This is a genomic window from Streptomyces sp. NPDC001732 (assembly GCF_053596315.1).
On the sequence record NZ_JBSFFY010000003.1, the window covers coordinates 136,764 to 150,915 of the forward strand.

General features: G+C 74.2%; 14 protein-coding genes. 2 read left to right on the top strand and 12 right to left on the bottom strand.

Going from position 1 to position 14,152, the window contains the following annotated elements; translation table 11 throughout:
• Window positions 1–141 precede the first annotated feature (141 nt).
• From ACWCXX_RS05615 to ACWCXX_RS05635, 5 genes are all read right to left on the bottom strand, one after another.
• The gene (locus ACWCXX_RS05615; RefSeq protein WP_451124615.1) at window positions 142–645 is read right to left on the bottom strand and encodes an ATP-binding protein; all 504 of its coding nucleotides are present in this window, start codon (window positions 643–645) and stop codon (window positions 142–144) included.
• Window positions 646–797: 152 nt separating this feature from the next.
• Window positions 798–2,897 carry a xanthine dehydrogenase family protein molybdopterin-binding subunit gene (locus tag ACWCXX_RS05620; RefSeq protein ID WP_451124617.1) on the bottom strand — a complete coding sequence of 700 codons (2,100 nt, stop codon included), beginning with the start codon at window positions 2,895–2,897 and terminating at the stop codon, window positions 798–800.
• A gap of 40 nt (window positions 2,898–2,937) precedes the next feature.
• On the bottom strand, window positions 2,938–3,924 hold the full coding sequence (locus tag ACWCXX_RS05625) for an FAD binding domain-containing protein (RefSeq protein WP_451124619.1): 987 nt from the start codon (window positions 3,922–3,924) through the stop codon (window positions 2,938–2,940).
• Complete coding sequence (locus ACWCXX_RS05630) at window positions 3,921–4,487, bottom strand: 2Fe-2S iron-sulfur cluster-binding protein (RefSeq protein WP_451124621.1); 567 nt, start codon at window positions 4,485–4,487, stop codon at window positions 3,921–3,923. The genes ACWCXX_RS05625 and ACWCXX_RS05630 overlap by 4 nt, the downstream gene beginning before the upstream one ends.
• Window positions 4,488–4,570: 83 nt before the next feature.
• On the bottom strand, window positions 4,571–5,002 hold the full coding sequence (locus ACWCXX_RS05635; RefSeq protein ID WP_451124623.1) for a hypothetical protein: 432 nt from the start codon (window positions 5,000–5,002) through the stop codon (window positions 4,571–4,573).
• A 350-nt stretch (window positions 5,003–5,352) separates the two neighbouring features.
• On the opposite strand from ACWCXX_RS05635, the gene ACWCXX_RS05640 reads away from it, so the two are divergent.
• Both ACWCXX_RS05640 and ACWCXX_RS05645 read left to right on the top strand, forming a co-directional pair.
• Window positions 5,353–5,685 carry a DUF6479 family protein gene (locus ACWCXX_RS05640; RefSeq protein WP_451124625.1) on the top strand — a complete coding sequence of 111 codons (333 nt, stop codon included), beginning with the start codon at window positions 5,353–5,355 and terminating at the stop codon, window positions 5,683–5,685.
• Between the two features lie 190 nt (window positions 5,686–5,875).
• The gene (locus ACWCXX_RS05645) at window positions 5,876–6,700 is read left to right on the top strand and encodes a VOC family protein (RefSeq protein ID WP_451124627.1); all 825 of its coding nucleotides are present in this window, start codon (window positions 5,876–5,878) and stop codon (window positions 6,698–6,700) included.
• An 82-nt stretch (window positions 6,701–6,782) separates the two neighbouring features.
• Here the strand turns inward: ACWCXX_RS05645 and ACWCXX_RS05650 are convergent, their stop codons facing one another.
• The 7 genes from ACWCXX_RS05650 to modA all read right to left on the bottom strand — a co-directional run bounded on the left by ACWCXX_RS05650 (window position 6,783) and on the right by modA (window position 14,143).
• Window positions 6,783–7,313 carry a DUF6328 family protein gene (locus ACWCXX_RS05650; protein ID WP_451124629.1) on the bottom strand — a complete coding sequence of 177 codons (531 nt, stop codon included), beginning with the start codon at window positions 7,311–7,313 and terminating at the stop codon, window positions 6,783–6,785.
• A gap of 208 nt (window positions 7,314–7,521) precedes the next feature.
• Window positions 7,522–8,064 carry a GNAT family N-acetyltransferase gene (locus tag ACWCXX_RS05655; protein ID WP_451124631.1) on the bottom strand — a complete coding sequence of 181 codons (543 nt, stop codon included), beginning with the start codon at window positions 8,062–8,064 and terminating at the stop codon, window positions 7,522–7,524.
• 57 nt (window positions 8,065–8,121) lie between these two features.
• A complete protein-coding gene (locus tag ACWCXX_RS05660) occupies window positions 8,122–8,526 on the bottom strand; it encodes a DnaJ family domain-containing protein (RefSeq protein WP_451124927.1) in 405 nt (134 codons plus the stop codon).
• A 162-nt stretch (window positions 8,527–8,688) separates the two neighbouring features.
• Window positions 8,689–9,630: a hypothetical protein gene (locus ACWCXX_RS05665; protein WP_451124633.1), complete on the bottom strand. Its 942-nt coding sequence runs from the start codon at window positions 9,628–9,630 to the stop codon at window positions 8,689–8,691.
• 176 nt (window positions 9,631–9,806) lie between these two features.
• Complete coding sequence (locus ACWCXX_RS05670; protein ID WP_451124635.1) at window positions 9,807–10,604, bottom strand: tyrosine-protein phosphatase; 798 nt, start codon at window positions 10,602–10,604, stop codon at window positions 9,807–9,809.
• Between the two features lie 525 nt (window positions 10,605–11,129).
• A complete protein-coding gene (locus tag ACWCXX_RS05675; protein WP_451124637.1) occupies window positions 11,130–13,073 on the bottom strand; it encodes an ABC transporter permease in 1,944 nt (647 codons plus the stop codon).
• Between the two features lie 278 nt (window positions 13,074–13,351).
• Window positions 13,352–14,143 (bottom strand): molybdate ABC transporter substrate-binding protein, encoded by a 792-nt coding sequence (gene modA / locus ACWCXX_RS05680; protein WP_451124639.1) that lies wholly within the window; start codon window positions 14,141–14,143, stop codon window positions 13,352–13,354.
• Window positions 14,144–14,152 lie beyond the last annotated feature (9 nt).

Genomic DNA, 14,152 nt, shown 5'->3' on the forward strand with positions numbered 1-14,152 from the left:
GGGCCCGCCGGGCGGACGCCCGGCCGGCGCGGGCGGGGTGCGTGCCGTCCGCGCCGGAAGGGGGCCGGGAGGTGGCCGGAAGGGGCGGCGTCCGGCGGGTGCGGGCCCGGCGGGGCGGGTGCCCGCGGCTCTGCTCCCGGCTCAGACGAGGGCGGCGGCGGGTTCCGGGGCGGTCGCGGGGCCGGGGGCGGCGGCCTCGGCGGGCGGGCGGCGGAATTCGCGCACGCCGGGCAGCGGCGACAGCGGCACCCGGTCGATGCCGTTCGGTTCCTTCGCGTACCGGGTGAACCAGACGACCTTGCCCTCGGCGGTACGGCAGGTGCCCCAGCTGTCGCTCAGGGCCATGACCCGGCTCAGGCCACCGCCGCCGGTGCTGAGCAGCCGCGGCATGCCGGAGCCGTTGTCGGCGACGGAGACCGTGAGATGTCGTCCGGACCATCGGAGTTCGACGATGCAGTTGTTGTCGTCACCGACGTGCCGGTGGACATTGGTCAGCAGCTCCTCCACACCGCGGCACACCGGCCGGATGTGGAGTTCGAGACTCCAGTGACGCAGATGCGCGGCGATTATTCGCCGCAGCTGGGTCACACGCTCTGCCGAAACCTGGAGTTCGACCAGATAGTGCCGGTCGAGTGGAACGGTCATCGTCGAGGCTCCTCACATCGAGGCCCACTGGCTTCGCCCCGTTGAACCAACGCCCCCCGAACACGAAGAGTGAGCAGATGTCTCTTCTGGGTCACTTTCAGCGTGGCCCGGCGGGGCCCGGCGCGCAACACGAGGAGCGCCGCCCTGCGCGTTCACAACAGGTAGGGCAGCAGCTTGTCCGGGGTGAGCGGGAGGCTGCGCAGTCGGATGCCGGTGGCGTGCCGGACCGCGTTGCCGACCGCCGCGGCGGCGCCGACGATACCGATCTCGCCGATGCCCTTGCTGCCCATCGGGTTGAGGTGCGGGTCGTCCTCGTCGATCCAGTGCGCCTCGATCTCCGGCACGTCGGCGCAGGACGGCACGTGGTAGGAGGCGAGGTCGTTCTCGGTGAAGTCCCCGAAGACGGGGTCGACGGTGCTGCCCTCGGTCAGGGCCATGCCGACTCCCATGGTCATGCCGCCGATGAACTGGGAGCGTGCGGTACGGGAGTTGAGGATGCGTCCGGCGGCGAAGACGCCGAGCATCCGGCGCAGCCGCGCCTCTCCGGTGCGGGAGTCGACGGCGACCTCGGCGAAGTGCGCCCCGAAGGCGTGGCGCGCGTACGGGGACTCCTCGGCGGTCTCCTGCCGGGTGTCGGCGGTGGCGGTGAGCCCCCGCTCGGGGAGGGGGCCGGTGTGCTCACCCAGTTGCCGCAGCAGAAGGGTGGACGCCTTGTGCACGGCCCAGCCCCAGGAGGCGGTTCCCGCTGAGCCGCCGGCCACCGGGGCGTCGGGCAGTTCGCTGCTGCCGATGTCGGTCCGGACGTTGTCCACGGGGGTGCCCAGTACGTCGGCCGCGATCTGTGCGAGCACGGTGCGGGCGCCGGTGCCGATGTCGGTGGCGTTGACCCGGACGAGGTACGAGCCGTCGGGGGCCGCGTGCGCCGAGGCGCCGCAGGCGGTGATGTACACGGGGTAGGTGGCGGCTGCGACGCCCGTACCGACGAGCAGCGGCCCCTCCTCGTGGACGGCGGGGCGCGGGTCGCGGTCGTACCAGCCGAAGCGTGCGGCGCCCGCCTCCAGGCAGGCGGTGAGGCCGCGGCTGCTGAACGGCCGGCCGGAGTCGGGTTCGTACGCCGGGTCGTTGCGGACGCGCAGTTCGACGGGGTCCATGCCGAGGGCGGCGGCGAGTTCGTCCATGGCGGATTCGAGCGCGTACATGCCGGGGGCCTCGCCCGGTGCGCGCATCCAGGAGGGGGTCGGCACGTCCAGTGCGGCCACCCGGTGGACGGTGCGGCCGGCCGGGGATCCGTACATGACCCGGGCCGGTACGGCGGCCTGCTCCACGAACTCCTTGACGGTGGAGGTGTGGGTGGCGATCTCGTGGTCGACCGCGGTGAGGGTGCCGTCGAGTTCGGCGCCGAGCCGGACGCGCTGAACGGTGGGGGCCCGGTGGCCGACCGCGGTGGCCATCTGACGGCGGGGCAGGGCGATCTTGACCGGGTGTCCGGTGTGGCGGGCGGCCATGGCGGCGAGGACGGCCTGCGGGCGCGGGGTGCCCTTGGAGCCGAAGCCGCCGCCGACGTGTTCGGAGACCGCGGTGACCTGATGCGGCCGGAGCCCGAACGCGGCGGCGAGGCTGTCGCGGACCGTCGTGGAGCCCTGGCTGGAGTCGTGGACGGTCAGGTGTCCGTCCTCGTCCCACCGGGCCGTCGTGGCGTGCGGCTCCATGGGGTGGTTGTGCAGGGGGCCGATGGTGTACGTGGCGTCGACCTGTACGGGGGCCGCGCGGAAGGCCCGGTCGGTGTCGCCGCGCTCGCGGACGGCGGGGTAGCCGCCGTTGACCGCCTCGGGGACGTACAGGCCGGGGTGGTCCTCGGTCAGGACAACGTCGTGCCCGGCGGTCTCGTACGTGATCCGCAGCGCCTCGGCCCCGGCGTGGGCGGCCTCGGGTGTGTCGGCCACCACGAGTGCGACGTACCAGCCCCGGTGCGGGACCCGGTCGTTCTGGAGGACGGCGAGGACCGGGTCGTCGGGCTCCTTGAGCCGGGGGGCGTTGTCGTGGGTGAGCACGGCGCGCACGCCCGGCAGGGCCAGGGCCTCGTCCGCGTGGACGGCGGTGACCCGGCCGCGGGCGATCGTGGCGGGGACGGGCCGCCCGTACAGGCACCCCGGCGGGGTGTGCTCGGCGCAGTACCGGGCGGCGCCCGTGACCTTGTCCCGGCCCTCGCGGCGGACGACGGGGGTGCCCAGTGGTGACGGGGCCTGGCTCATGACGGGGTCCTCACGTCTGCGGGTCGGCGGGGGCTGGGGTTCAGCTGTCGGCGGCGAGTCCGGTCAGCGCGTCGACAGCCAGGGCGCGGGCGAGCCCCACCTTGAACGCGTTGTCGCGCAGCGGCCGGGCCGCGGCGAGTTCGGCGTCCACGGCCTGTTCGAAGCTCTCGCGGACGGCCGGTGCGCCCCGGAGCGCCGCTTCCGCGGTGTGTGCGCGCCAGGGCCGGTGGGCGAGCCCGCCGAAGGCCAGCGCCGCGTGCTCGATCCGGCCGTGGCGGACGCTCAGCACGACGGCGACCGAGGCGAGGGCGAAGGCGAAGGAGGCGCGGTCGCGGGCCTTGCGGTAGAGGGAGGCGGCGCCGTCCGGGGGCGGAGGCAGGAGCACCTCGGTGACGAGTTCGCCCGGCCGGAGCTCGGTGTCGCGGTGCGGGGTGTCGCCCGGCAGCCGGTGGAATCCGGTGGCGGGCACGGTCCGTTCGCCGTCCGGCCCGTGCAGGTGGACGGTGGCGTCGAGGGCGGACAGCGCGACGGCCATGTCGGACGGATGGGTGGCGACGCAGTGCTCGGAGTGGCCGAGCACGGCGAGGTCGCGGTGGGCACCCTCGCGGGCGGGGCAGCCGGTGCCGGGTTCCCGTTTGTTGCAGGGTTTGGAGGTGTCCTGGAAGTACGGGCAGCGGGTGCGCTGGAGCAGGTTGCCACCGGTGGTGGCGGTGTTGCGGAGCTGTCCGGAGGCGCCGGACAGCAGCGCCTGCGACAGGGCGGGGTAGCGGGTGCGCACCGTGGGATGGGCGGCCAGGTCGCTGTTGCGCACGGTGGCGCCGATGCGCAGTCCGCCGTCGTCGGTGCCGGTCACCCGGTCCAGGGGCAGCCGGCTGACGTCGATGAGCAGGGCGGGGGTCTCGACGCCGAGTTTCATCAGGTCGACGAGATTGGTGCCGCCGCCGAGGAAACCGGCGCCCGGGTGGGCGGCGTGCTCGCGGACGGCTTCCTCGGCGGAGCGGGCGCGGAGGTAGGCGAAGGGCTTCACGGCGCCACGTCCTCGATCGCCTCGACGATGCGGGGGTAGGCGCCGCAGCGGCACAGGTTGCCGCTCATCCGTTCGCGGATCTCCGCGGCGTCGAGGGGGGCCGGGGCGGTGACGGGCGCGGTGCGCGCGGTGACGTGGGACGGGAAGCCGTCCGCCGCCTCGCCGAGCATGCCGACGGCCGAGCAGAGCTGGCCGGGGGTGCAGTAGCCGCACTGGAGGGCGTCGCGTTCGAGGAACGCCGCCTGGAGCGGGTGGAGCCGGTCGCCGTCGGCGAGGCCCTCGACGGTGGTGACGGCGGCGCCGTCGTGGGCGACGGCGAGCAGCAGGCAGCTGTTGGCGCGCCGGCCGTCGACGAGGACGGTGCACGCTCCGCACTGGCCGTGGTCGCAGCCCTTCTTGGTGCCCGTCAGCCCGAGGTGCTCGCGCAGGGCGTCCAGGATCGTGGTGCGGTGGTCCAGCGTGAGGGTCCGCCCGATTCCGTTGATCTGCAGCGTCAGGGTGGAACGGTCACCGGTCGCCGCCTGCTGCCGGGCGCCGTCGTCCCGCCCGTGGGAGAGGTCCACTCACTCGCACCTTTCAGGGGTGACTTTTGCGTGTTTCCTCATGAATGATCCGTTTTCTACCAGAAGCGGGGCGCCTTCCCGGCTCATTGCCCCGTCCCCGTGCCGTGGCCCGCCGGACGGTCGCCCGACCGGCTCCGCAGGCGCAGGCACACCTCTTCCTCCTGGTCGCCGGAGACCGTGCCGACGACCTGGACGTCGAAGGCGTGCGCCAGGCTCCGCCGGAGCCGTTCGACCGCCCAGTAGCCGCCCTGCGCGTCGACGCTCACGGGCGCGCCGAGCGCGACCGTCCCGGAGACCACCCGGGCCTCGGTGACGTCGACGGTCACCACCCATGCGGTGGGGCGTTTGTCCGCGAGATCCTGCGGGACGTCGACCGAGGCCCGGTCGGTGGTGAACGCCGCCCGCAGCACGTCGAAGACCATCCTCGCGTCGTCCTTCTCGCACCCGGTGATGACGACCGACACCTCCTGGCCGTATCCGCTCGCCGCCGCCTGCTTCTCCTTGATCGTGTTCACCGCGGTTCCTTCCGGTCGGTGTGGCGCCGCACGTTCCCGCGCCGAAGCCGGCCCGTCGGCCGGACGGGCCCGGCGCCCCTCCGTTCCTCTCCGGCGATTCGGGAGCTGTCTCCAGCCTCGCTCCCCGGCGGTGCGACAGCGACACGAGGACGCCGCCACGGACCCCTCCCCTCCCGGGAACCCGCTGATCGGGTGGGCCCGCTCATCCGCCCCTGCGCCGCCCGCGGGGGCGTGCCCGCCCCCTTGAGCGAAACGCTTTTCAGGCTATATCCGCTTAAAATATGAATTCATGGCACTTGCCGAGTGCGTGGCTCATCCCGGGGTATCCGGCACACATGGACGGATCTCACATGGACGTATCGCACATGGACCTGAGTTCACTGGCCTCCACCCTCGCCGACGGCCGGGGCGCGACCGGAGCGGTGATGGGCGTCGTCGGAGTGGCGTTGGTGGCCATGCTGATCGGTGGCTTCTGGCTGGGCAAGCGGCGCCGGGACCAGGAGCTGCCACCCCCCAGACCCGATGAGCAGCCACCGCATCCGGACCATCGGAGCCACGTCGAGGCGCACGACGTGCACGGCGACGACAGCTTCCCGCCCAACGGCAGGGGCCTTTCCCCCTACGAACTCGGGGACCACGGGAACGAGATCATCCACCGCAACGGCGACGAACGCCGCGAATGAACCCCGGGTTCCCTCACGACGACTCCCCGGGGCGCGGGCCGGCGCCTCCGTGCACCCGGCCGCCGGGCCGGTGACGCACGGGGCGGGCGGCCCTGTCGCGTGTTGCGGGGGCGGTCGCCCGCGGTGAGGCTGGTGGAGGCCCGACCGCCGGGCAGAAGCGGACCGCGGAACCGACGAAGGCAGTGGGACCATGACCGGAAGCCACCCGGGGAAGGCACCGACGCCGGCGCCGCTGACCGGATCTGCGGCGCCCTGCTGGGTCAACCTCATGACCCGCGACCTGAAGGCGGCGCAGGAGTTCTACCGCGCCGTGCTGGGATGGTCCTTCCGGCCGGGCAGGCTGGGGCAGGAGTTCTCGGTCGCGCGCCGCGGCGACGTACCGGTCGCCGGGATCGGCGCGGTGGCGACCGCCTACCAGGTGGCCGTGGCCTGGACGCCCTACTTCGCCGTCCCCGACGCGAACGCGGCCGCCTCGCGCATCCGGGAACGCAGCGGCACGGTCGCGGTGGGGCCGCTGGCGCTCGGCAAGGGACGCGGGGCCCTGGCGGCGGACCGCGACGGCGCGGTGTTCGGCATCTGGGAGCGGACCGAGCCCGCGACCTCGCCCGCACCGGACGCCCGCTCGCACGCCTGGCTCCGGCTGCACACCCGGAACGCCTTCGACGCCGCGATCTTCTACGGGGAGGTGCTCGACTGGGCGAGCGGACGCCCCGGGGGCTGCGAGGTGTCGTACGAGAAGGACGAGGTCGTCGTCGACTGCCGCGGCCGACGGCTCGCCCGGATCGGCTCGGGCGCGGTGGAGGCGGCCCCCGATCCGATGGTCCGCCCGCACTGGCAGGTGTACTTCCCGGTCGCCGACGTGGCGGCCACGGTCGCCGCGGCGCGGGAGAACGGCGGTGGCCTGGTCGAGCGGCGACCGCTGGGCCGGGGCGACGAGGCGACCCTGCTGGACCCGGACGGCGCCCTCTTCACGGTCACGGACGTCCCGGAACTCGCCGTGGCGGATTCCCCCTGACCGGACCCGCCCCGCGCACGGGGCCGTTCGCCGTACGGCCGGGACCGTTTCCCCGTGGTCGAGGCCCTTCCCCGCGCCCGGGTCATTCCCTGCGGTCGCTCCTGGGGCGTCCCCCGCGGTCGGGCGGCGAGGGGCGGGCCAGGGCCCAGGCCGGGAACCCCAGCCAGCAGGCCAGGAACCACAGCGCCATGCCGCCCACCAGCCACAGGGCGACGGAGTTGTGCAGGGCCACCCGCAGGATGAGCAGCAGGGTGGAGCACATGGTGCAGAACAGCAGGCCGAGCCCGAGGACGGTCATCCGGGACGCCCAGGTGACCGTCTGCGGCTTGAGCCGCCGCCCGGTGAGCAGCCGGTGGTACGAGACGGGCCCGATCAGGGCGCCCGCGGTGGCCGATCCCAGCATCACGGTGACCACGTAGATGTTGCGGTCGACGTCCGGGAGTCCGGCGAAGCGCGGCTGGAACACCACGGCGAGCAGGAAGCCGAACAGGATCTGGACGCCCGTCTGGGCCACCCGCAGCTCCTGGAGCAGGTCCGTCCACCGCCGGTCCGCCCGTTCCTCGGGCGTCTCGTGGCGGCCCGGCCCGCCGGAGGGGCCTGCTGTCGGGGTCACCGGGAGCCTCCGTCCGCGCACCCCCCGTAGGTGTCCCCCTCCTCCCCCACCGTAGTACCGACGGCGGGCGAGGGCATGTGCATGCTCCTCGACATGCGGCAGGGCGCCCTCCCGCCCCGGGGCCGGGTCCGGCATCGCGTACGCCCGCACCGGAAGGCCCAGGAGGCCCGAGGGGTCGAGGGGTCCGGTGAGCCCGAGGAGCCCGGGATCACCTGTGGTGCGGGACCGCGCCGGAATCCGGGCGGGCCCTTTCCTCCGGCGCCCCGACCGGCAGCAGCAGTTCGGGCCGGTCCCACATCACCGCGGGCGGACGGGCCGCCGACGTGCCGGTGCGCAGGGCGCCCATGCTCCGGTAGAAGCCCTCGGCGGGCGGGTGCGAGACGACCCGGACACCGCTCAGTCCGGCGCGGCGCGCCTCACCGCGCAGATGCCCGACGAGGAGGCGCCCGATGCCCAGCCCCTGCGCGTCGTCGGCGACGAACATGAGGTCGAGTTCCGGCGGCGAGAGGACGAGCGAGTAGAAGCCGAGCAGTCGCCCGGTGTCGGCCTCGACGGCCGCGAAGACCCGGTGGGTCTCGATGTAGTCGGGCCCCACCCGGTAGCCGGAGACCATCGCGGCGTAGTGCCCCTCGTAGGCGCGGGAGGTCCTGACCAGCCGGGTGAGCCGCTTCGCGTCCCGGGCGGTCGCCCGTCTGACGTGCACGGTTCCCCGGCGTGGCGCGCCGCCCGGACGGGTGGTGCTCGATGTCATGGGCCGAGTATTGCGCATCCGGGCCCGGGGACCGGACGGCCCGTGGCGCAGACGCCCTCACGCGGAGTCGCGCGTGGCGCGCCACTCCTCGACCACGGCTTCGACGTCGAACGGCCGGAGGTTCAGCAGTGGTCCCGGCGGCGGACGCCTGACGGCCGCCCGGATCTTCTCGTTGATCCCGGTGAGCATGCGCCGCACCTCGGCCTCCGTGCGCACACCGGGCACGGCCGCGGCCACGTCCTCCGCCTCCTTGCGCAGGGCCAGGGCCGGCGGGAGCACCGAGACCCCTTCGCGCTGCATCTTCCGCTTGATCCACCAGTTCTCGTCGTAGGGGGCCTCGACGCTGTCGAGCGGCTTGCCGAAGCCCGGCAACTGCGAGAAGTCTCCCCGCTGTTCGGACTCCCGGATCTGCTTGTCGACCCAGGATTCGAAGCTGATGCCCGCGGGTTTGCGCTCGGTCAACGTACGCCCCTCTCGGAGTTCCACCATCCGGTGTCCTCACGATACCCAGGGCCGGTGATCGGCCGCCGCGGGCGGGCAGCCGCCTCCGGCGGGGTCCGTCGCGGCGGTGGCCCATGGGCCCTGCCTGGTGGTGCGGACCCGTCGCGGACCGCCGCGCCCGCGTCAGTGCGCGTGTCCGGCGCCCTCCGCACCGCTCTCCCGGTGGTCCTCGCCCTTCTCGCCGGACGCAGGCACCCGGACGGTGAAGGCGGCCGTGCGCACCTTGCCCTCGTGCTGGAAGTCGAGGAAGAGGCGGTACGTGCCCGCACTGGGCGCCGTCGCCGTGAAGGACACCTCGGGCCCCGGACCTCCCTCGTTCGGGTGGACGTGGAGGTAGGCCAGGTCGCCCGAGCGCAGGGCGACCAGGTGCCCGTACGCGCCGAGGTAGCGCTGGAGGTCGGTGACGGGGCGGCCGTTCCTGCTGATGGTCAGCTTCAGTTCGTCCGCCCGCCCGGCCCGGAGGTCGCCGCCGAGCTCGACCTCGTAGCCGTCGACCCCGACGGTGGCGCGCGGGGCGGGCAGAGCGGCGGGGCGGTACGAGCCGGAGACGGCCAGGTCCGCGCCCAGGGTGAGGTTCTCGGCTCCCGCGACCGCGGGGGTGAAGTCGGCGAACGCCCGGTAGCCACCGGCCTCGGGCAGTTCGACGGGGGTCGACCAGGTGCCGTCGGCCGCGCGGACGGGGTGCAGGTGCCGGTACTGGGTGAGGTCGCTCGACGCGAGGATGAAGTGCAGTTCCTTGCCGTGCTCGCGCCGGTAGGCGGTGACCTTGCGCCCGTTGTCGTCCTTGACGGTGAACCGGAGCCGGGTCGGGGCCCCGGCGCGGATCACCGGGTTCTCGAGCGCCAGCGTGTACCCGCCCTCGGAGATCTCCAGGCCGCCGGCCGCGTGGTCCGCCGCCGCCTTCCTGCCCCCGCCCGCCTCCTCTCCCCCGCCGTGGCCGCCGTGCTGCGCGGGGCGCTCCTCGGCGGCCACCAGCGGGTCGACGCTCTTGCCGACGCCGTACGCGGTCCCGAAGGTCGCGGCGAGCGCGGCGGCGAAGGCGGTGATCCTCAGTGCGTTGTTCATGACGGTTTCCTCCTCGGGTGGACCGGGAGGCCGCGCCCCCCGACACACCACAAGATACCCCCTGGGGGTATCAAGTCAACCCGGCGGCGCGCCATCCTCCTCCCCTCGCGGGGATTCGCGGGGATTCACGGGGATCGGGGCCTTGCGGCGAGGCCACGGGGCGCCCCGTGTGCGGCTCAGGCGGACATCACGAGCCCGTCGCGCAGTCGCTCCATCGCGGCCCGCGGAATCCGCAGGCCGTCGCGCACATAGCCCTCCAGCCCGCCCCACCGCTCGTCCATGGCGTCCAGCGCCGTGTCGAGGTACCGGGGCCGGACCTCGACGATCGCGGACGCGATCTCCGGGTCGCCGCCCGCGTCGAGGAAGTCCTGCACATAGGGGGCGAATGCGGCCCGCACCACGGGGTTCACCGCGAGGAACTCGGCCCGTACGACCTCGCGCGACGCGCCGAGCATCATCAGGAGGAGCGCGGCGGCCCAGCCGGTCCGGTCCTTGCCGGCCGTGCAGTGGAAGAGCACCGGACGGGCACGGTCGTCGGCGACCGTCTCGACGAAGGCCCGGTGGGCCGCAGCGGCCCCCGGCGAGAGGACCATCTGCCGGTAGGTCCCGGCGAACATCTCCTCCGCCTTCCCGCCTCCCAGCAGCCGCTCCGCCTCGGCGGGGTCGGTGAGCAGCGCGCGCAGCCGGGTGGGCGCCACGCCCGGGTTGTCCCCGAGCACGTCGGCGACGAACAGCCGCGCCCCGGCAGGCAGCCGGTCCGGTGCCGCGGAGCGCTCGTCGGCGGTCCGCAGGTCGACGACGGTACGGATGCCGAGCGCGGCCACCTCCGAGTCCTGCGCCGCGTCGAGCCCGCTGAGCTGCCCGGAGCGCAGCACGGCACCCGGCCGGACCCGGCGGTCCGGGCCCAGGGCGATGCCGCCCAGGTCGCGCAGGTTGAGGACGGTGGATGCCGGGACGGCCCTGGCGGTCTGCACGATGAATTCCCCTGTTCCCGACGCGTGTGCGCATTGATTCGACCTGGCCGGTCAAACGTCGCACGCGCTCGGGAAATCGACAAAGTAAAACGCCGGTGGGCGGCGACCGGGAACCCCGATGGAGATAAAGGAAGTGTGAAGTCGCACCCCCTGTACCCAGGTCAGGGGCGTTCCTCGGGGGAAGACAGCCCTTTTCCGGCCTTGCCGAGCGGCCCGAGGTGCTTTCGCCGAACGGGCCGGGCGAAGGGAATCAAATTTTCGGCGCCGCTTTCCGGTACTGCTTTCCGGACCCGCTTTCCTCAGCCGATTTCCGGACCCGGGTTTCCCGGCCGTACGCATCCGGCCCGGAACGGATCCGGTCCGCGTTCTTCTCCGCTTCGGTCCGCTCCTCTCCGTTCCGGTCCGGTCCGCTCTCCTCCGCTCCGGTCCGTGCGTTCCTCCCCCTTCCCGGAGCCCCGGCTCCTTCCGGGAATCCGGCTCCCGCGGGCAGCGGCGTTTCTCGCGGGACGCGGCCGTCTCCCGCATTCACAGGGCGACGACGGTGACCTCGGTCGCCTTGACGCTCGTCCACACGTCCGTCCCCTCGCCGAGGCCCAGCTCGGCCGCCGCCTCGGGGGTGATCTCGGCGACCAGGTCGGGTGCCTCGTCGGAGACGACGACCACCCGGAGCCGGCTTCCCACGGCGGTGAGTTCCCGGACGGTGCCGGGCCAGACGTTGCGCGGGCTTCCCGCCGGCCGGTCGTGGTGCACCGCGACCGCTTCCGGCGCGATGACCGCGAGGACGTCCGTCCCCTCGGCGGGCGCGTCCGCGACGACCAGTCGGCCGCCGCCCGCGAGGGCGAGGGCCCCGTCCCCGGCGGCGGTGCCCGGCCAGGCGTTGCGGCCGAGCATCCGGGCGACCCACGGCGAGCGCGGGTGCCGGGTCACCTCGGCCGGGGTCGCGTACTGAAGGGTGCGGCCCTCGTCGAGCACGAGCACCCGGTCCGCCAGCGACGCCGCTTCGACGGGGTCGTGGGTGACGATCAGGCAGACGCCGCCGAACCCGGCGAGGTGGGTGCGCAGGGTGTGCCGGACCTGGGCACGGGTGGTCTGGTCGAGGGCCGCGAGGGGTTCGTCGAGCAGCAGCAGCCAGGGGCGGGCGGCGAGCGCTCTGGCCAGGGCCACGCGCTGGGCCTGGCCGCCGGAGAGCTGGGCGGGCCTGCGGTGGGCGAGATGGCCGACGCCCAGCCGGGCGAGCCACCGCTGCGCCTCGCGCCGGGCCTCGGCCCGGGGGACGCCGCGGGCGCGGAGCCCGTACGCCGTGTTCGTCAACGCGCTCAGGTGCGGGAAGAGCGCGCCGTCCTGCGGCACCCAGGCGACCTGGCGGCGGTGCGGGGGCAGCGCGGTGACGTCGGTGTCGCCGAGGCGCAGTCGCGCCCTGGCGCGCGGGGTCAGGCCGAGCAGTGCGCGCAGGAGGGTCGTCTTGCCCGCGCCGTTGGGGCCGACGACGGCGATCGTGGTGCCGGGTCCGGCGTCGAGGGTCAGCCGGTTGAAGCCGGTCACCTCGGCGTGCAGCGACCGGGGCTCCTGTCGGGCGGGGGGCGTCTCCCGCCCGGCCGGGGGCTCCGTCGCACCCGCCTCCTCCGGGCCGTCCGGGGCCGGGCGGGGGGCGGGCGAGCGGTCGCGCGACGTTCCGGTCCAGCGCCCGCGCAGTGCGACGAGTACGGCCATGGCGATGGCGAGCAGCAGCAACGAGACGGAGGTGGCGGCCTCCGGGGATTCCTGGAGCAGCAGGTAGACCTGGAGGGGCAGGGTCTGTGTGGTGCCCGGCAGGTTGCCCGCGAAGGTGATGGTCGCCCCGAACTCGCCCAATGCGCGCGCCCAGGTGAGGGCGGCCCCGGCGGCGAGTCCGGGGGCGACCATCGGGAGGGTGACGGTGAGGAACACCCGGACGGGCGGGGCCCCGAGGGAGGCCGCGGTCTCCTCGTACGCGGGGCGCAGACCGGCCAGTGCCCCTTCGAGGCTGATGACGAGGAACGGCATCGCGACGAAGGTCGCCGCGACCACCGCGCCCGACGTGTGGAAGGGCAGGGTGATGCCGAAGGTGTCCTCCAGCCAGGGTCCCAGCAGTCCCCGTCGGCCGAAGCCGAGGAGAAGGGCCACGCCTCCGACGGTGGGCGGCAGCACCATCGGCAGCAGGACCAGGGAACGGACGAGCGCCTTGCCGGGGAAGTCGACCCGGGCCAGCAGCCAGGCCAGTGGCACCCCGAGCAGCAGGGACAGTCCCAGGGCCCAGAAGGAGACGAGCAGGGACAGCCTGAGCGCTTGGGTGACGTCCGGCCCGGTCAGATGGGTACCGAGGTCGGCCCAGGGGGTGCTGGCCAGGACCCCGATGAGCGGCACCAGCAGGAACGCGACGGCGAGCAGGGCGGGGAGAGCCAGGGCGACGGGGGTGCGCACACCGGGCGCACGGCTGCGGAGGACTCTCATCGAAATTCCCTGGATCGGTCGGTCGGTACGGGTACGGAGGCGGGGGTCCGGGCGCGGCCGTCGCATCCCCGGGCCGGCCGGCGGTCGCACGGCGCGACCGCCGGCCGGCGGTCGCGCGGCGGGGGCGCCGGCCGGCGGTCGCGCGGCGGGGGCGCCGGTCGGCCGCCCCGCGGGGGCGTGCGGCGACCGGCCGTCGTGCGGTACGTGCGCCGGCCGACCGCAGCGCGGCACGCATGTCGCCCCGGCGCCCGTCCGGCGGGCGGTCGGCCGTGGCGGGGCTACGGCTGCTGGAAGCCCGCCTCCCGGAGGATCTTCTGCGCGGCGGGGGTGCTCAGCCACTTCACGAACGCCGTCGCGGCCTTGGTGTTCCCGGACTGGCGCAGGGTGGCGGCCGGGTAGGAGGCGACGGCGTTCTGCGCGTCGGGGATGTCGACGGCGTCGACCTTGTCGGGGGCCGTGGCGGCGTCGGTCCGGTAGACGATGCCCGCGTCCGCCTCGCCGAGCTCGACCTTGCTGAGGACGGCGCGGACGCTGGGCTCCTGGGAGACCGGCTTCACGGTGAGCTTCTGGGCGTCGAGGACCTGCTCGCTGTAGCGGCCGACCGGCACCTCGGGGGCGGCCAGGACGACCTTCAACCCGGGGTCCGTCAGGTCCTTCAGGCCGTCGATCTTCTTCGGATTGCCCTCGCCGGTGGCGATGACCAGGCGGTTTTTGGCGATGACGGTGGGGGCCCCGGTGTCGTCCCCCAGCCCGTCCATCGTCCTGGTGTCCGCCGTGACCAGCACGTCGGCGGGGGCGCCCTGCTTCACCTGCGCGGCCAGCTCCTGGGAACCGGCGAAGGAGAAGGTCACCTTCGTGCCCGGGTGCTCCTTCTCGTACGCGGCGCCCGCCGCCTTGAACACATCGGTGAGGGAGGCCGCCGCGAGCACCGTCAGCCGGGCACCGGAGGACGGCGCGGACTTTCCGGCGGGTTCCTTCTCGTCACCGCTGCCGCAGGCGGCGAGCGGGAGCAGCAGGGCGGCGGTCGCGAGCACGGCGGCAACGCGGCGTCTGCCGGGGGTGGTCGTCATGGTGACGGT

Bases quoted from the DNA above. Each gene is read 5' to 3' on its own strand.
- ACWCXX_RS05615 (WP_451124615.1), bottom strand. From the start codon at position 645: ATGACCGTTCCACTCGACCGGCACTATCTGGTCGAACTCCAGGTTTCG.
- ACWCXX_RS05620 (WP_451124617.1), bottom strand. From the start codon at position 2,897: ATGAGCCAGGCCCCGTCACCACTGGGCACCCCCGTCGTCCGCCGCGAG.
- ACWCXX_RS05640 (WP_451124625.1), top strand. From the start codon at position 5,353: ATGGACGTATCGCACATGGACCTGAGTTCACTGGCCTCCACCCTCGCC.
- ACWCXX_RS05645 (WP_451124627.1), top strand. From the start codon at position 5,876: ATGACCGGAAGCCACCCGGGGAAGGCACCGACGCCGGCGCCGCTGACC.
- ACWCXX_RS05655 (WP_451124631.1), bottom strand. From the start codon at position 8,064: ATGACATCGAGCACCACCCGTCCGGGCGGCGCGCCACGCCGGGGAACC.
- ACWCXX_RS05665 (WP_451124633.1), bottom strand. From the start codon at position 9,630: ATGAACAACGCACTGAGGATCACCGCCTTCGCCGCCGCGCTCGCCGCG.
- ACWCXX_RS05675 (WP_451124637.1), bottom strand. From the start codon at position 13,073: ATGAGAGTCCTCCGCAGCCGTGCGCCCGGTGTGCGCACCCCCGTCGCC.
- modA (WP_451124639.1), bottom strand. From the start codon at position 14,143: ATGACGACCACCCCCGGCAGACGCCGCGTTGCCGCCGTGCTCGCGACC.